The sequence below is a fragment of the Streptomyces spiralis genome (assembly GCF_014654675.1).
Lineage (GTDB): Bacteria > Actinomycetota > Actinomycetes > Streptomycetales > Streptomycetaceae > Streptomyces > Streptomyces spiralis.
In genome coordinates, this window is record NZ_BNBC01000026.1 from 39,158 (window position 1) to 56,225 (window position 17,068).

Below are 17,068 nucleotides of genomic sequence, written 5' to 3' on the forward strand. Positions count from 1 at the left end.
GTCAGGACGCCCAGATGCCCGTGATGTCGTGCGCGGAGGCCGCGTTGCCCGCGTGCGTGGTCAGGCCCTGCGTGTCCTCCAGGGTGCGCAGCAGGTCGTAGTGGTTGTACGTGGTCGCGCTGCTCGATCCGGGGGTCACCGGCTGGCCGTACAGGACGGTCGGGATGCGGTTGCCGCTGAGCTTGTTGTCCTCGTCGAAGGTGACGACGAGCAGGCTGTTGTGGGTCTTCGCCCAGGTCGCGTACGCGCCGAGGTTGTTCTTCAGCCAGGTGTCACCCGTCGAGACCGAGCAGTCGTGCATGTCGCTGCACAGGTTGGGGACCACGAAGGAGAGCTGCGGCAGCGTCGAGTAGTCCGTCGGGAACTGCGCGAAGGTCTTCGCGGACGACGTCGGCACGTTGCTGAAGCCGAACCACGGGTTGTGCTTGCGGGCGTAGTTGCCGCTGCTGCACGTGGTCGAGCCCTGGCTGGGCAGCGACTCGTTGTAGCTGGCCCAGGTGCGGCCCGCGGCGAGCTGCTCGGAGGCGAGGTTGGGGGCCGAGGAGAAGCCGGGGGTGTAGCAGCTGTCGTCGGTGATGCCCTGGGTGGAGCCGGAGAAGAGGGCGAGGTAGTTCGGCTGGCTCGGGTGGGTGATGGCGTAGGACTGGGTGAGGTTGGCGCCGCCGGACTTCAGCGAGTTGATGTACGGGGCGCTGGAGGAGCCGATCACCTGGCTGTAGGCGTGGTTCTCGAAGACCACGACGACCACGTGGTCCGGGGTCGGCACCCCGGTCGCGGCCTGAGCGGGCGAGGAGCCGCCCAGGCCGGACCACAGACCGACGGCGGCGGCCGCCAGGGCGACGGTGGACGCCAGGGCGGCACGGCCGCGGCGGAACACGGAACTGCCGGACACATCAACCTCCGGTGGAAGAGCGGGGTCGGCGGTGCAGGGAGAGCATGCACACGCCAAGATGCGCCCCACCCCACGCCGCCCGGCCCGGAGGGTGAAGACCGGGTGAACTGCTGCCGCGGGGTGGACTGTTGCAGCGGGGTGGGTGGTTGCCGCGTGGTGGGCTGGTGCCGCGGGGCGGGCTGGTGCCCCGAGGGGGCAGGTCGCTCAGCGGGGAAGCTGCCGCCCTGTCACGGCCCGACCCGGCCCGCCCTGACGCGGGCCCGTTCCGGTCCGGCCCGACCTGGCGGCCGCCTGACCGTGCCGTCCCGACCTTGCGCGGCCCGGCCCCCTCCGGTGCGGCGCGACCCGGCCCGGCCTGGCTCGCGACCCGACCGGCCCCGGCGCCGCCCGCCTCCCCGCCGTCCGTTCCGCGCAGCCCGCCTGCATGCCGCCCGCCTGGACGCCGTCCGTTCCGCGCCGGTGGCGTATGCGTGGGGAAAAGTCGTGGCCGTCGCCGCGGCTCGCTTCGCTTGCTGCGGCTAGGCTCTGGCCAGGACGACCTTGGTTCGAGGACCTGATCCGATGGGAGGCCGGGATGACGGCGCCGGGGCGCAGGAGCAGTACCTTCACGCGGCTGCTGCGGCACGGCTTCACCGAGGCCTCCGCCGCCGAGCGGCTGCTGGACGGCCCCGAGCTCGCGCCGATAAGGAACGACCCGGTCCTGCTGGAGGCGCTGGGCGCGACCGCCGACCCGGACCTGGCGCTGCGCGGGCTGGTACGGCTGCTGGAGGCGCAGCCCTCACCGACCGCCCGGCGGGAACTGCTCGACACGCTGATAGCGGCCAAACCGCTGCGCGACCGGCTGCTCGGCGTGCTCGGCGCGTCCGCCGCGCTCGGCGACCACCTCGCCCGGCACTCCGGCGACTGGCACGCTCTCGTCACCTACGAGCCGCGGGACCTGCATCCCGGCCTGGAGGAGTTCGAGCGGGGGCTGGCCGAGGCCGAGGACCCCGTCTCGCTGCGCGTCGCCTACCGCCGCTGCCTGCTGTCCATCGCCGCCCGCGACGTGTGCGGCACCACCGGCGTCGCCGAGACCGCCGCCGAGCTCGCCGACCTCGCCACCGCCACCCTGCGCGCCGCGCTGCGCATCGCCTGCGCCGCCGCGCCCGACGACGCCGCGCTGTGCCGGCTCGCGGTGATCGCGATGGGCAAGTGCGGCGGGCACGAGCTGAACTACGTCTCCGACGTCGACGTCATCTTCGTCGGCGAGGCCGTCGAGGGGGGCGAAGGCGGCGACGAGCAGGCGGCCCTGCGCGCCGCCACCCGGCTCGCCTCGCACATGATGCGGATCTGCTCCGAGACCACGGTGGAGGGCTCCATCTGGCCCGTCGACGCCAACCTGCGGCCCGAGGGCAGGAACGGTCCGCTGGTGCGCACGCTGAGCAGCCATGTCGCCTACTACCAGCGATGGGCCAAGACCTGGGAGTTCCAGGCGCTGCTCAAGGCCCGGCCGGTCGCCGGGGACGCCGAGCTCGGCGCGCGGTACGTCGCCGCCCTCGACCCGCTGGTCTGGCAGGCCGCCGAACGGGAGAACTTCGTCGCCGACGTGCAGAAGATGCGCCGCCGGGTCGTGGAGAACATTCCCGTCTCCGAGGTCGAGCGCGAGCTCAAACTCGGTCCGGGCGGTCTGCGGGACGTCGAGTTCGCCGTTCAGCTGCTGCAACTGGTGCACGGGCGGACGGACGCCTCGCTGCGCAGCGGGACCACGCTGGACGCGCTGCTCGCCCTCGCCGCGGGTGGTTACGTCGGCCGCGCGGACGCCGTGCAGCTCGGCGAGTCCTACCGCTTCCTGCGCCTGCTCGAACACCGCATCCAGCTCTTCCGGCTGCGCCGCACCCACCTGCTGCCCGAGGACGAGGCCGACCTGCGCCGCCTCGGCCGGTCCATGGGGCTGCGCGCCGACCCCGTCGCCGAGCTCACCCGCGAGTGGAAGCGGCACACCGGCGTCGTACGGCGGCTGCACGAGAAGCTCTTCTACCGGCCGCTGCTCGACGCCGTCGCCCAACTCGCTCCCGGCGAGGCACGGTTGAGCCCGGAGGCGGCCCGCGAGCGGCTGGTCGCGCTCGGATACGCCGATCCGGCGGCGGCGCTGCGGCACCTGGAGGCGCTGGCGTCGGGTGTCACGCGGAAGGCGGCCATCCAGCGCACCCTGCTGCCCGTGCTGCTGGGCTGGTTCGCGGACTCCGCCGATCCGGACGCCGGGCTGCTGAACTTCCGCAAGGTCTCCGACGCGCTCGGCAAGACCCCCTGGTACCTGCGGCTGCTGCGGGACGAGGGGGCCGCGGCCGAGAACCTCGCCCGGGTGCTGTCGGCCGGGCGGCTCGCCCCCGACCTGCTGATGCGGGCGCCGGAGGCGGTGGCGCTGCTCGGCGACGGGGGCGGTGACGGCGGCGGGCTCGAACCGCGCGGGCGGGCCCAGCTGGAGCAGGAGGTCCTGGCGGCCGTCGGCCGCGCCGAGAGCGCCGAGCAGGGGGTCACGGCGGCGCGCGGGGTGCGGCGGCGGGAGCTGTTCCGTACGGCCGCCGCCGACATCGTCGGTTCCTACGGCACCGAGGCCCAGCCCGCCGAGGCCGACCAGGGCGCGCTCGTGGACCTCGTCGGCGGCGCCGTGTCGGACCTGACGGCGGCGACGCTCGCGGGCACCTTGCGCGCGGTGGTGCGCGGGGGGTGGGGGGACACGCTGCCCACCCGATTCGCGATCATCGGCATGGGACGGTTCGGGGGGCACGAGCTGGGCTACGGGTCGGACGCGGACGTGCTGTTCGTGCACGAACCCCGGGAGGGTGTGGAGGAGCGGGAGGCCGCGGAGGCGGCGAACCGGGTGGTGGCCGAGATGCGGCGGCTGCTGCAGATCCCGAGCGCGGATCCGGCGCTGCTGGTCGACGCGGATCTGCGGCCCGAGGGGAAGTCGGGGCCGCTGGTGCGCACGCTGACGTCGTACGAGGCGTACTACCGGCGGTGGTCGCTGGTGTGGGAGTCGCAGGCCCTGCTGCGGGCGGAGCCGGTGGCGGGGGACGAGGATCTCGGGCGGCGGTTCATGGAGCTGATCGATCCGCTGCGGTATCCGTGGGGTGGGCTCGGGGAGGACGCGGTCCGGGAGATCCGGCGGCTGAAGGCGCGGATGGAGGCCGAGCGGGTGCCGCGCGGGATGGATCCCAAGCTGCACACCAAGCTGGGGCCGGGTGGGCTGTCGGATGTGGAGTGGACCGTGCAGCTGCTGCAGATGCGGCACGGGGCCGAGGTGGCGGGGCTGCGGACGACCCGGACGCGGGAGGCGCTGGCGGCGGCGCGGGGGGCCGGGCTGGTGTCGGAGGAGGACGCCGCGACGCTGGACGAGGCGTGGGTGCTGGCCACGCGGGTGCGGAACGCGGTGATGCTGGTGCGCGGGCGGGCGGGGGACACGTTTCCCTCCGAGCCGCGGGAGCTGGCCGCGGTGGGGCGGTATCTGGGGTACGGGCCCGGGCACGTGGGCGACATGCTCGACGCGTACCGGCGCACGGCGCGGCGGGCTCGGGGGGTTGTGGAGGAGCTGTTCTACGCGACGTAGGCCGGCCGGCGGCTTCGCGTGTGCGGGGTGGGGCGCCTACGGGGTCTGGGTGGGTCGGGGTCGTGGTGGCGGGGCCGGCCCGCCGCACACGGACATACGGCCCACCTGGCTGCGGGCAGTCGTGCCTCCCCCAGTGCTTAACGCCTGGGAGGTACCCCAGGCGGCACGGGTGGGCGCAGCGGCACCCGCACGCGCGGTGCGCGCTCCCACCTACGGCAACCCCCACCCAGGTGCACCGCCGAGTCGCCTACGCTCTCGCCGGCTGCCAAGCCGTTTGCGGCAGGGCGTGGGGCAGCGCCCCGTACCAGGTTCGGGCCACCGTGAAGCCGACGGCGAGGCACAGCACGCCACCCACCGCATCGAGCCAGAAGTGGTTGGCGGTCGCGACGATGACGAGGAGGGTGGCCGCGGGGTACAGAATCGCGAGGACACGTACCCAGGGGACGGCGGTGAGCGCGAAGAGCGTCAGCCCGCACCACAGTGACCAGCCGATGTGCATCGAGGGCATCGCGGCGTACTGGTTGGACATGTGCTTGAGGTCGCCGGAGGCCATGGAGCCCCAGGTGTGGTGGACCTGCACCGTGTCGATGAAGTGGCCGCCGGTCATCAGGCGCGGTGGCGCCAGGGGGAAGAGGTAGTAGCCGAGGAGGGCGACTCCCGTGGTGGCGAAGAGGGCCAGGCGCGCCGCCGAGTAGCGGCCGGGGTGGCTGCGGTAGAGCCAGACCAGCACGCCCACGGTGACCACGAAGTGCAGCGTCGCGTAGTAGTAGTTCATGCCGATGATCAGCCAAGTCACCGAGTCGACGGCGTGGTTGATCGTCTGCTCGGCGGCGATGCCCAGTTGGTGCTCCACGCGCCAGACCCAGTCCGCGTTGCTCAGCGCCTTCGCCCGCTGTTCCGGCACGGCGTTGCGGATGACCGAGTACGTCCAGTAACTGACCGCGATCAGCAGGATCTCGAACCACAGCCGGGGGTGGCGGGGTGTGCGCAGTCGCCGCGTGAGGGCGGGCGGGGTGTCGTCCGTGGCGGGGTGGGGAAGGGCCTGAAGTTCCGGGCCTTCCGGTCGCGTCACCGTCATGTCACCCATGGGCACAGAGTCTGCCAGAAAAGACTTCTTGCGCAGATCATCCCGCGGTCGGGTCCGGATCGCATGTCCTGGGGGCGCGAGACACCCCCTAGGCGCGGTTGCGGTCCCCCGGGGCCGATGCCGTGGAGCCGCGTACCACCAGCTCCGGCATGAACACGAACTCGCTGTGCGGCGCCGGTGTCCCGCCGATCTCCTCGAGCAGGGTGCGCACGGCCGCCTGGCCCATCGCCGGCACCGGCTTGCGGATCGTCGTCAGCGGCGGGTCGGTGAAGGCGATCAGCGGGGAGTCGTCGAAGCCGACCACGGAGACGTCCCGGGGGACCTCCAGGCCGCGTTGCCGGGCCGCCCGTATCGCGCCCAGCGCCATCATGTCGCTGGCGCAGACGATCGCCGTGCAGTCGCGCTCGATGAGCGCCGTCGCGGCGGCCTGGCCGCCCTCCAGGGTGTAGAGCGAGTGCTGGATCAGCTCCGCCTCGACGACTGCCGGGGCCAGGTCCAGTTGGTCCTGCATCGCCCGGACGAAGCCCTCGATCTTGCGCTGGACCGGGACGAAGCGCTTGGGGCCGAGCGCCAGGCCGATGCGGGTGTGGCCCAGCGAGACGAGGTGCGTCACGGCCAGGGTCATCGCCGCGCGGTCGTCGGGGGAGATGAACGGCGCCTGCACCTTCGGGGAGAAGCCGTCCACCAGGACGTAGGGCACGTCCTGGGCGCGCAGGCGCTCGTAGCGCTCCATGTCGGCCGTGGTGTCCGCGTGCAGACCGGAGACGTAGATGATCCCGGCGACCCCGCGGTCCACCAGCATCTCGGTCAGCTCGTCCTCCGTGGATCCGCCCGGGGTCTGGGTGGCCAGCACCGGCGTGTAGCCCTGCCGGGTGAGGGCCTGCCCGATGACCTGGGCCAGCGCCGGGAAGATGGGGTTCTCCAGCTCCGGGGTGATCAGGCCCACCAGGCCCTCGCTGCGCTGCCGAAGGCGGACGGGGCGCTCGTAGCCGAGGACGTCGAGCGCGGCCAGCACGGACTGGCGGGTGGTGGCGGCGACGCCCGGCTTCCCGTTGAGGACGCGGCTGACGGTCGCTTCGCTCACCCCCGCCTGGGCAGCGATGTCGGCAAGCCGTGTGGTCACAGCACTGGACTGTACCGGTCGCGATCCCCCGTGCCCACCGATCGGGCGCCGGGTGCGTGCCGTTGTACGGCCCGCTGTGGGCTGCTGCGTCATCGCGTTCCCTCGTGTCGTGGTCGGCGTCCGGTCCCGACGTCCGGTCCGCAACGGGATGATTCCCCCCTCGCCACCGTATGGCAAGAGCTTGCAGAGTCTTGCACAAGCGTCCGACGTGCCGCCGATCCGCGTGAATTCGGGGGTGTGAGGCCCGGACGGGCAGGTCACGGCGGGGTAACTGTCGCGGCTTCTTGCATTTTTTTTCTGCAAGGTCTTTCGCGCCCCTGACAAGCGCGGCTACTCTCACCGTCGCCCGGCGGCCGCAACGGCGCAGTCGGCAAGTCTGCAGGAGCGGGCGGGACCGCTTCCTGTTCACGGGCTTTCACCCTCAAGGAGAACTCATGCGGCGTGGCATAGCGGCCACCGCGCTGGTGGCGTCCCTCGCCCTCGCGGCGACGGCCTGCGGCGGGAGCGACAGCGGCAGCGACAAGTCCGACGGTCCGGTGACCATCACCTGGTGGGACACCTCCAACGCCACCAACGAGGCGCCGACGTACCAGGCCCTGGTCAAGCAGTTCGAGGCCGCCAACAAGGACATCAAGGTCAAGTACGTCGACGTGCCCTTCGACCAGGCGCAGAACAAGTTCGACACCGCCGCCGGCTCCAAGGGCGCCCCGGACATCCTGCGCTCCGAGGTCGGCTGGACCCCCGCCTTCGCCAAGAAGGGCTACTTCCTGCCGCTGGACGGCACCGAGGCCCTCGCGGACCAGTCCAAGTTCCAGCCCAACCTGATCACGCAGGCCCAGTACGAGGGCAAGACCTACGGCGTGCCGCTGGTCACCGACACCCTGGCCCTGGTCTACAACAAGGCCCTGTTCCAGAAGGCCGGCATCACCGAGGCGCCCAAGACCTGGGACGAGCTGAAGTCCGACGCCGCGAAGGTCAAGGACAAGGCCGGCGTCGACGGCTACTGGGGCTCCACCCAGGCCTACTACGCCCAGTCCTTCCTCTACGGCGAGGGCACCGACACCGTCGACGCCGCCGCCAAGAAGATCACCGTGAACTCGCCCACCGCCAAGAAGGCCTACGGCTCCTGGCTGAGCATGTTCTCCGGCAAGGGCCTGCACAAGGCCGACACGACCGCCGACGCCTACGCCCACATCCAGGACGCGTTCGTCAACGGCAAGGTCGCCGCGATCATCCAGGGCCCGTGGGAGATCACCAACTTCTACAAGGGCTCCGCCTTCAAGGACAAGTCCAACCTCGGCATCGCCACCGTCCCGGCCGGCTCCACCGGCAAGGCGGGCGCCCCGACCGGCGGCCACAACCTCTCGGTCTACGCCGGCTCCGACAAGGCCCACCAGGCCGCGGCCCTGAAGTTCGTGAAGTTCATGACCTCGGCGAAGTCCCAGGAGACCATCGCCCTGAAGAACTCCACGCTGCCCACCCGCGGCGACGCCTACACCGCCCAGGTGAAGGCCGACCCCGGCATCGCCGGCTACCAGGGCGTCCTGGCCGCCGCCCAGCCGCGCCCGGCGCTGCCCGAGTACAGCTCCCTGTGGGGTCCGCTCGACACCGAGCTGCCCAAGATCGCCGGCGGCAAGGAGTCCCTGGACAAGGGCCTGAGCAACGCCGAGGTCGCGATCGCCAAGCTGGTGCCCGACTTCAGCAAGTGAGCCCGCGTGGCCGCCGGATCCTCTCTTCAGGAGGGGAAGGATCCGGCGGCCACCGCCTGTGCCCGGCCCAACTCCTTGATCTTTTGAAGGTGTCGAACCATGACAGTCGCCATCGACCGCGCGACCGGCAAGCGCCGCGGTGACCGCGCGCCTCGGCCCGGGCTGGGGCAGCGCATCAAGAACGGCTACCAGAGGTACTGGTACGCGTACGCGATGATCGCCCCGGTGGTCATCGTGCTCGGCGTGATCGTCGGCTATCCGCTCGTCCGGGGTGTCTACCTGACCTTCACGGACGCCGACAGCCTCAACTCGGCGCGCACCATCGGCGTCAACCACATCTCCGCCACCTACAAGTTCATCGGGTTCGACAACTACAAGGACATCCTGTTCGGCCCGACGGCGTACGACCGGTTCTGGTCGCACTTCCTGTGGACCGTCTTCTGGACGGTCGGCTGTGTGGCCCTGACCTACACCATCGGCCTCGGCCTCGCGCTCATGCTCAACGAGAAGCTGCGCGGCCGTACCCTCTACCGGTTGCTGCTGGTCCTGCCCTGGGCCGTGCCGACCTTCGTCACCGTCTTCTCCTGGCGGATCGTGCTCTCCGACTCCGGCGTGCTCAACCAGATCCTCGGCCGGCTCCACCTGCCCCAGCCGCAGTGGCTGGAGGACACCTTCTGGCAGCGGTTCGCGGCGATCATGGTCAACACCTGGTGCGGTGTGCCGTTCATCATGCTCTCGCTGCTCGGTGGCCTGCAGTCCATCGACTCCTCGCTCTACGAGGCCGCCGAGATGGACGGCGCGAGCCCCTGGCAGCGCTTCCGGCACGTCACCCTGCCCGGCCTGCGCTCGGTCAGCTCCACCGTGGTCCTGCTCGGCGTCATCTGGACCTTCAACCAGTTCACGATCATCTTCATCCTGTTCGGCCCGCACGGTGCGCCCGACGCCCAGATCCTCGTCACCTGGGCCTACTACCTGGGCTTCGGCCAGCAGCCACGCGACTTCGCCCAGTCAGCCGCCTACGGCGTACTGCTGCTGTCGATGCTGACCGTCTTCACCTCCTTCTACTTCCGCTGGCTGAAGCGCAATGACCAGCTCGCCGCCTGACGCCGCAGGAGCCGCCGCCATGAGCACCACGACCCTCGAAGAGACCGAGGCCGCACCGGCCCCCGCACCCGCGCCCCGGCGCCGGATCCGCCGACGCGGCGAGCGCGGCCCGCTCGGCGCCGCCCTGCTGCACGGCGGCCTCACCGTGGCGAGCCTCATCGCTCTCGCCCCGGTGGCCTGGCTGTTCTACCTGTCCCTCGGCCCGGACAAGGACGACTACCTGCACCCGGGCAAGATCGCGAGCAAGCTGACCTTCTCGAACTACAGCTTCGTGCTGCAGCACACCGCGTTCTTCGACTGGTTCAAGTCGACGATGATCGTGGCCCTCGGCACCACCTTCATCGGTGTCTTCGTCGCCGCCACCACCGGCTACGCCGTCTCGCGCATGCGCTTCCCCGGCTACAAGTCGCTGATGTGGGTCCTCCTGCTCACCCAGGCCTTCCCCATCGCCGTCCTCATCGTGCCGATGTACGAGATCTTCAGCGAACTCGACCTCATCGACACCTACTGGTCCCTGATCGTCATCAACTGCACCACGGCGGTGCCGTACAGTGCGTGGCTGCTCAAGGGCTACTTCGACACCATCCCCTTCGAGATCGACGAGGCCGGACGCGTCGACGGGCTCAGCCCGTTCGGTACCTTCTTCCGGCTGATTCTGCCGCTGGCCCGCCCGGGCCTGGCCGTAGCCGCGTTCTACAACTTCATCACCGCCGTCGGCGAAGTCGCCTTCGCGACGACCTTCATGCTGGACGACTCGAAGTACACCTTCGCCGTCGGCCTGCAGACCTTCGTCAGTGAGCATGACGCCCAGTGGAACTACATGGCCGCCACGGCTGTGCTGATCGCGATCCCCGTGTCGGTGTTCTTCTACCTTGTGCAGAAGAACCTCGTCACCGGCCTCACCGCCGGCGGCACCAAGGGCTGACCGCTCATCGGAACACGCTCCCGCGCGCCTGACCGCGCGGGTAGGCGGCCGCGGTGTCCATCCGACCCCGCTGACACCGCGGCCGCCTCGCACCCCCCGGCCGCCCGAGCCGCCGTACCCACGCCCACAATGACCCTGTTACGTACCAAGGACGCCATGAGCCAGCAGCACACTGCAGCCCCGGCCGACGACTCCGCCGTCGCCACCGTCGCCGACCGCCGCGACTGGTGGCGGGACGCGGTGATCTACCAGGTCTATCCCCGCAGCTTCGCCGACAGCAACGGCGACGGCATGGGCGACCTGGAGGGTGTCCGCTCCCGCCTGCCGTACCTGCGCGACCTCGGTGTGGACGCCGTGTGGCTCAGCCCCTTCTACGCCTCCCCGCAGGCCGACGCCGGCTACGACGTCGCCGACTACCGGGCCGTCGACCCCATGTTCGGCAATCTGCTCGACGCCGACGCGCTGATCCGCGACGCCCACGGACTGGGCCTGAGGATCATCGTCGACCTCGTGCCCAACCACTCCTCCGACCAGCACGAGTGGTTCAAGCGCGCCGTCGCCGAGGGCCCCGGCTCCCCGCTGCGCGAGCGCTACCACTTCCGTCCCGGCAAGGGGAAGCACGGTGAGCTCCCGCCGAACGACTGGGAGTCGATCTTCGGCGGACCGGCCTGGACCCGGGTCACCGAACCGGACGGCACCCCGGGCGAGTGGTACCTGCACCTGTTCGCCCCCGAGCAGCCCGACTTCAACTGGGAACACCCCGCCGTCGGCGACGAGTTCCGCTCGATCCTGCGCTTCTGGCTGGACATGGGCGTCGACGGCTTCCGCATCGACGTGGCCCACGGCCTGGTCAAGGCCGACGGGCTGCCCGACCTCGGCAGCCACGACCAGCTGAAGCTGCTGGGCAACGATGTCATGCCCTTCTTCGACCAGGACGGCGTGCACGAGGTCTACCGGCAGTGGCGCAAGGTGCTCGACGAGTACGCGGGCGAGCGCATTTTTGTCGCCGAGGCGTGGACGCCGACCGTCGAGCGCACCGCGAACTACGTCCGCCCCGACGAGCTGCACCAGGCCTTCAACTTCCAGTACCTGGGCACGGACTGGGACGCCGGGCAGCTGCGTACGGTCATCGACCGCACCCTGGAGGCGATGCGACCGGTCGGCGCCCCCGCCACCTGGGTGCTGTCCAACCACGACGTCACCCGGCACGCCACCCGCTTCGCCAACCCGCCCGGCCTCGGCACCCAGATCCGCACGGCGGGCGACCGCGCGCTGGGCCTGCGCAGGGCCAGGGCCGCCACCCTCCTCATGCTCGCCCTGCCCGGCTCGGCCTACGTCTACCAGGGCGAGGAACTGGGCCTGCCGGACGTGGTCGACCTGCCCGACGAGGTGCGCCAGGACCCGGCGTACTTCCGCGGTGCCGGCCAGGACGGCTTCCGCGACGGCTGCCGGGTGCCGATCCCGTGGACCCGCACGGGCTCCTCGTACGGCTTCGGCAGCGGAGGCAGCTGGCTGCCGCAGCCCACGACCTGGGGCGAGCTGAGCGTCGAGGCCCAGCAGGGCGTGCCCGGCTCCACCCTGGAGCTGTACCGCTCCGCGCTGGGCGTCCGCCGCTCGCGGCCCGACCTCGGCGCGGGCGACTCGGTTCAGTGGCTGCGCGCCCCCGAGGGCGTTCTGGCCTTCCGTCGCGGCGACTTCGTCTGCGTGGCCAACACGACGGGCGAGTCCGTGACGACCCCGACCTACGGTCGCGTCCTGCTCGCCAGCGGCGAGCTCACCGAGGCCGGCGACGAGACGAAGGTCCCGGCCGACACGACGGTGTGGTGGACGACGGCCTGACGGTCGCTCCGCAAAACTTTTGCACTCAACTTCGTCCGGCCCGCTGCCCTTTCAGGCAGCGGGCCCTTAACATCTGCGTCACGGAAATTCTTGCTGGAGTTTTCAGCAAGCGCCTTCAACGAGCCTTCAACGGAGAAGGACCCCCACATGGCACGCAGATCCCTTTCCGGCGCCCTCGCGCTCGCGGCCGCCACTATTGTCATGATCCCGACGACCGCCAGCGCCTCCCCGCCCGGCACCAAGGACGTCACCGCCGTCCTCTTCGAGTGGAACTACGCCTCCGTCGCCAAGGAGTGCACCAACACCCTCGGCCCGGCCGGCTACGGCTACGTCCAGGTCTCCCCGCCCGCCGAGCACATACAGGGCTCGCAGTGGTGGACGTCGTACCAGCCGGTCAGCTACAAGATCGCGGGCCGCCTCGGCGACCGCGCGTCGTTCCAGAACATGGTCAGTACCTGTCACGCGGCCGGGGTGAAGGTCGTCGTCGACACCGTCATCAACCACATGTCCGCGGGCAGCGGCACCGGCACCGGCGGCTCGTCGTACACGAAGTACAACTACCCCGGCCTGTACTCGGTCTACGACTTCGACGACTGCACCGCCCAGGTCAGCAACTACCAGGACCGCTGGAACGTCCAGCACTGCGAACTGGTGGGCCTCGCCGACCTCGACACCGGCGAGGAGTACGTCCGCAAGACCATCGCCGGCTACATGAACGACCTGCTCTCGCTCGGCGTCGACGGCTTCCGCATCGACGCGGCCAAGCACATCGACGCGGCCGACCTGGCGAACATCAAGTCCCGCCTGACCAACCCGAACGCCTACTGGAAGCAGGAGGTCATCTACGGCGCCGGCGAGGCCGTCCAGCCCACCGAGTACACCGGCAACGGCGACGTCCAGGAGTTCCGCTACGCCTACGACCTCAAGCGGGTCTTCAACAACGAGAACCTCGCCTACCTCAAGAACTACGGTGAGGGCTGGGGCTACATGAGCAGCTCGGTGGCCGGCGTCTTCGTCGACAACCACGACACCGAGCGCAACGGCGCCACCCTCAACTACAAGGACGGCGCCAACTACACCCTGGCCAACGTCTTCATGCTGGCCTGGCCCTACGGCGCCCCCGACATCAACTCCGGCTACGAGTGGTCCGACCCGGACGCGGGTCCGCCGGGCGGCGGCCAGGTCAACGCCTGCTGGCAGGACGGCTGGAAGTGCCAGCACAAGTGGCCCGAGATCATGTCCATGGTCGCCTTCCGCAACGCCACCCGCGGCCAGGCGGTCACCAACTGGTGGGACGACGGCGCCGACGCGATCGCCTTCGGCCGCGGCAGCAAGGGCTACGTCGCCATCAACCACGAGACGAGCACCCTGACCCGCACCTACCAGACGTCCCTCCCGGCGGGCACGTACTGCAACGTGCAGAACAAGACCGCGGTGACGGTGAACTCCAGCGGGCAGTTCACCGCCACCCTCGGCGCGAACACCGCGCTGGCGATCTACGCCGGCAAGTCGAGCTGCTGAACCCGTCCGCGGCCGGGCCCACCGCGTCGTGCCCGCCGGTCACCCGGGCCGCGGCGGATGCCGGCCTCCCCGGCGACCTCGGGCGGGGAGAGATTCTCCGCGACGCCGTGGGTCCCAGGGCCGACCGGAGCAACCGCGCATGCGCGGTCCCGGCTCCGGTCCGAGGCTGGTCGCATGAGCATCCGCCCCTGGGTCGTCGTGGAGGCACCGGACGGTCGTGGCCTTCGCCGGGTCACCGTGGGCGGCGACACCGTGGGCAGCGCCTGGTCGCTGCGTGAGCTGCGCGGCATGCTGGACCGCCTCGGTCACCCGGACGTGGACGTGGCGGACCCGGCATCGGTGTACTGGCGCGGAGGGGACAGCGGTACGTGGCCCGACCGGGCCTGGAGACGACGTACGACCGGTCTCCTCGTCCTGGTCGGACTGCTCGCGTCCGCGGTCCTGAGCGGAGTGATCGGATGGCCGGACGCCTCCGGCGCGCTGACCTTCGCGCAACGGGTGACCGGGGCCCTGTTCGTCCTGTTCGGTCTGGTGCAGGTCGCGGCAGCGGTCTCGGTACTCGACTTCTGGGGAAAACGACAGTCGAGGATCTCCGGTGCGATCGTCCTGCTCGGCGTCCTCACAGCGCTGGCCACCGACAGCCTTCTCCTCGTGATGTGGCTCGACGAGAGGCAGTACACGCCCTACCTGGCGGCGTTCGCGCCACTGTGGTGCTGGTCGGTGTGGGCGCTGCTCCTGCTGCTCCGGGAGCGGCCGTGGAAGGGGGTTCCGCAACCCAGAAGATTCGCCGTCGGAGTGTTCGCATCGGTCCTCTTCACCGCTCTCAGCCTTGCCTACTCCACCCTGTACCAACCCACGGTCGCCCCCATGCACTTCACTCTGACGGCGGAGTTCGGAACCGCGCGGGCAGACCGCGCACTCCCGTTCGTCCAGGTCCCGCTGAAACTCTCCGTCAAGAACACCGGAGCGTATGCGGTGTACATCATCATCGATGACTTCACGATCTACGGCAGAACCGCCAAGTATTCGGAGCAGGGGTCCTCGTCGGTGAACGAGTGGAGGGAGAGCGTCGATGAGAAGCACGAGGAGGCGGAACGTCACGTCGATCGACTCGCGTTCTCCCGTATAAGCAGCGGGCGCTTCTACGAGCCCGGCACTCTGCTCGAAAGCGGGCAGGAGGACACTCGGGAGCATGTGTTCCAGCTCCCCATGGACGCGAAGTACGACCTGCTCGACGTCGAACTCCAGCTCACCTACATGAGAAAGGAACGGGGACGGATCGACGTGGAGGAGTTCAAGAACGAGCGGCCGTCGTGGATGGGAAAGAAGGGCTCGCCGTGCATCGCGAACCAGTGCGGGGACAGGCTCATATATCTCGGCAGGGTGCGCCACAACAACAACCTGGTCAATGTGACACGCGGCAAGCATTACGTTCTGGCGACCTGGTCGCCGAAGGACGCTCCGGTGTACTCCATTTCCACCTACCACCTCGACGGCAAGGGGATCGACAACGCGGAGGAGAAGAAGGATCTGGCCAGGTTCGGTGTTTCGACGGTCGAAGCCGATTCAGAGGTGTCCCTGGCCGAACTGATGAAGTCTATTCCTTCTCCTCGGCCTTCTTGACCCAGGTCCCCGACTGTATCCCCGAGTCCTTGTCGAGCTGCAGAGCGGCCCGCAGGCAATGGAGCGCCGGGGTGCCGAGGGTCCCGAAGAGTTCGTTTGCCGGTACCGTTTCGGCGAGCCCGGGAACGAGCCGTTTGACTTCCATCGGGGCGTCGGCGAACGCGTCGTTGCGCAACTGGGTGAGGACGTCGAGGACGTCGTTCCCCTTTTCCTTGGACTTCCAGAAGTCCTTGACGCCTTCCGTGCTCCACTTCTTGGGAAGCAGGCCCTTCAGATTCCTGCCGAGCGTGTCCTGCGGGGCGGAATCGAAGACGGCGTTGGTGCAGACCTCGGCCGCCTTGCCGAGCGGGACGTCGGGCAGGCCCTGAGCGGAGATCACCTCTTCCAGCTTCCGCTCCATGTCGGCGATCCGCCGGTCCGCCTCTTGCCGGGCCTTGTCCCGTTCCTCGTCCGACGCCCCTGGGTCGTCGGCCTTGTCCAGCGACGCGCTTGCCTCGTGGGCGCTCTGCGCCAGTTCCTTCTTCCCGTCGTCAGGCGTGCCCGGGTCGCTGCCCTCGGCCACCACCACCGCCACCTTACGGGCGGCTGCGAACGACTGCCCGGCATGGCGGTTCACGACGTTCAGCGCGCCGCTCGCGCCCCCGGCCAGATCGTTCCGCAGACCGTGTGGCGTCCTGCTGTCGCCGATCGCGCGAAGAGCGGGCGCCGTCCTGTCCGCGACGAAGACGGCCGTGCGCCGGTGCTCGGGCGGCAACCCCGGGCGGTTCGCCGCGTCCAGTGCGGAGGTCACCTGTTTCACGAGTCCGGTCAGCCGTCCCCGCACCGCGCGAGAAGTCCCGGGATCGGCGATGACCTTCAGCGCCGAACTCACCGCCCGTGCGCTCCGGATGACGGCATCGCGTTCCTGCGGCGGGGTCTTCGGGTCCTGCACCGCCCGCAGAGTGGCGGTCAGTTGGTCGACGCTCGGGACCAGCTCCTGGGGAACCTGCTCCTTCTGCCGGTCCAGGTCCGCCGTCACCGTGTCGGCCTCTTGCTTCTGCTGCGTCGCGGCATCGGACGCCGAGGTGCCGTTCCCGCTCGGAGCGGGCGACTCCTCGGTCTGTGACGTGTCGCCGGGGCTCGGCGTCCGGGCCGGTTGCGAAGCCGTGCCCGACGGTTGGGCCGGCGTCGTCGAGGGCGTGGTGACCGGCGTCGACGGACCGGGTGGTGTCGTGGCCGGTGGAGCGCTCGGCGTCGGGGCCGGAGGCTCGGGCGAGGGGGGCGCCGACCCCCTGGGCGCGGCCGCCCCGGCCTCGCCGTGGACGTCGGGCGCGGGCCTCGCGCTCACCGGACCTGTGGGTGAGGCGAGTACCGCGGCCAATGCGGACACGCTGGTCAGGCGGAGGAAACGTCGCCGGGTGGTGCTGGCCATCATCGATCCGAACGGGCTCTGCGTCGCACTGCTTCGGCCGCCCCCTGCTGTCCACGCTCACTCCTGGAACAGCGTGGCGCAACCCGGACCGCCCGCAGCGGCGGCCGTCGCTTCCCGCAACCCCCTTCCCGCGCCCCCTTCTCGAGTGCGGTGAAAGTTCTTGCTGGGGCTTTCACGCCTCTTGCTGTAAGGCTTTCGCCAGCGATACGGTCACGCGGCGCGCTCGGCACCGCGGTCGTGCCGCGGCG

General features: G+C 70.3%; 11 protein-coding genes. 7 read left to right on the forward strand and 4 right to left on the reverse strand.

The window, feature by feature from the left end; genetic code table 11:
* Window position 1: 1 nt before the first annotated feature.
* Window positions 2-892, reverse strand: coding sequence for an alkaline phosphatase family protein (locus tag IE318_RS25120; protein WP_189903874.1), 891 nt, complete (start codon window positions 890-892; stop codon window positions 2-4).
* A gap of 574 nt (window positions 893-1,466) precedes the next feature.
* Between IE318_RS25120 and IE318_RS25125 the strand changes: the two genes are divergently transcribed.
* Complete coding sequence (locus IE318_RS25125) at window positions 1,467-4,478, forward strand: bifunctional [glutamine synthetase] adenylyltransferase/[glutamine synthetase]-adenylyl-L-tyrosine phosphorylase (RefSeq protein ID WP_189903876.1); 3,012 nt, start codon at window positions 1,467-1,469, stop codon at window positions 4,476-4,478.
* 247 nt (window positions 4,479-4,725) lie between these two features.
* Here the strand turns inward: IE318_RS25125 and IE318_RS25130 are convergent, their stop codons facing one another.
* Together IE318_RS25130 and IE318_RS25135 are read right to left on the reverse strand one after the other, a co-directional pair.
* Window positions 4,726-5,565, reverse strand: a complete 840-nt coding sequence (locus IE318_RS25130) for a phosphatase PAP2 family protein (protein ID WP_189903879.1) — start codon at window positions 5,563-5,565, stop codon at window positions 4,726-4,728.
* Window positions 5,566-5,653: 88 nt separating this feature from the next.
* On the reverse strand, window positions 5,654-6,688 hold the full coding sequence (locus IE318_RS25135; RefSeq protein ID WP_268256747.1) for a LacI family DNA-binding transcriptional regulator: 1,035 nt from the start codon (window positions 6,686-6,688) through the stop codon (window positions 5,654-5,656).
* A gap of 434 nt (window positions 6,689-7,122) precedes the next feature.
* On the opposite strand from IE318_RS25135, the gene IE318_RS25140 reads away from it, so the two are divergent.
* The 6 genes from IE318_RS25140 (at window position 7,123) to IE318_RS25165 (ending at window position 15,409) form a co-directional block, all read left to right on the forward strand.
* Entirely contained in the window at window positions 7,123-8,397 is a 1,275-nt protein-coding gene (locus tag IE318_RS25140; RefSeq protein WP_189903883.1) for an extracellular solute-binding protein, read from the forward strand.
* 99 nt (window positions 8,398-8,496) lie between these two features.
* Complete coding sequence (locus tag IE318_RS25145) at window positions 8,497-9,501, forward strand: carbohydrate ABC transporter permease (RefSeq protein ID WP_189903886.1); 1,005 nt, start codon at window positions 8,497-8,499, stop codon at window positions 9,499-9,501.
* 19 nt (window positions 9,502-9,520) lie between these two features.
* Window positions 9,521-10,426, forward strand: a complete 906-nt coding sequence (locus IE318_RS25150; RefSeq protein ID WP_189903888.1) for a sugar ABC transporter permease — start codon at window positions 9,521-9,523, stop codon at window positions 10,424-10,426.
* Between the two features lie 156 nt (window positions 10,427-10,582).
* Complete coding sequence (locus tag IE318_RS25155; RefSeq protein ID WP_189903890.1) at window positions 10,583-12,265, forward strand: glycoside hydrolase family 13 protein; 1,683 nt, start codon at window positions 10,583-10,585, stop codon at window positions 12,263-12,265.
* A 147-nt stretch (window positions 12,266-12,412) separates the two neighbouring features.
* On the forward strand, window positions 12,413-13,786 hold the full coding sequence (locus tag IE318_RS25160) for an alpha-amylase (RefSeq protein ID WP_189903892.1): 1,374 nt from the start codon (window positions 12,413-12,415) through the stop codon (window positions 13,784-13,786).
* Window positions 13,787-13,960: 174 nt separating this feature from the next.
* A complete protein-coding gene (locus IE318_RS25165) occupies window positions 13,961-15,409 on the forward strand; it encodes a hypothetical protein (RefSeq protein WP_189903894.1) in 1,449 nt (482 codons plus the stop codon).
* On the opposite strand, the gene IE318_RS25170 is transcribed toward IE318_RS25165, so the two are convergent.
* On the reverse strand, window positions 15,384-16,427 hold the full coding sequence (locus tag IE318_RS25170; protein WP_189903896.1) for a hypothetical protein: 1,044 nt from the start codon (window positions 16,425-16,427) through the stop codon (window positions 15,384-15,386). The genes IE318_RS25165 and IE318_RS25170 overlap by 26 nt on opposite strands.
* Between the last annotated feature and the right edge of the window lie 641 nt (window positions 16,428-17,068).

What these genes read in the sequence shown, in the direction of transcription:
- IE318_RS25155 (WP_189903890.1), top strand. Translation starts at nt 10,583, where the DNA reads ATGAGCCAGCAGCACACTGCAGCCCCGGCCGACGACTCCGCCGTCGCC.
- IE318_RS25140 (WP_189903883.1), top strand. Translation starts at nt 7,123, where the DNA reads ATGCGGCGTGGCATAGCGGCCACCGCGCTGGTGGCGTCCCTCGCCCTC.
- IE318_RS25130 (WP_189903879.1), bottom strand. Translation starts at nt 5,565, where the DNA reads ATGGGTGACATGACGGTGACGCGACCGGAAGGCCCGGAACTTCAGGCC.
- IE318_RS25125 (WP_189903876.1), top strand. Translation starts at nt 1,467, where the DNA reads ATGACGGCGCCGGGGCGCAGGAGCAGTACCTTCACGCGGCTGCTGCGG.
- IE318_RS25165 (WP_189903894.1), top strand. Translation starts at nt 13,961, where the DNA reads ATGAGCATCCGCCCCTGGGTCGTCGTGGAGGCACCGGACGGTCGTGGC.
- IE318_RS25160 (WP_189903892.1), top strand. Translation starts at nt 12,413, where the DNA reads ATGGCACGCAGATCCCTTTCCGGCGCCCTCGCGCTCGCGGCCGCCACT.
- IE318_RS25150 (WP_189903888.1), top strand. Translation starts at nt 9,521, where the DNA reads ATGAGCACCACGACCCTCGAAGAGACCGAGGCCGCACCGGCCCCCGCA.
- IE318_RS25145 (WP_189903886.1), top strand. Translation starts at nt 8,497, where the DNA reads ATGACAGTCGCCATCGACCGCGCGACCGGCAAGCGCCGCGGTGACCGC.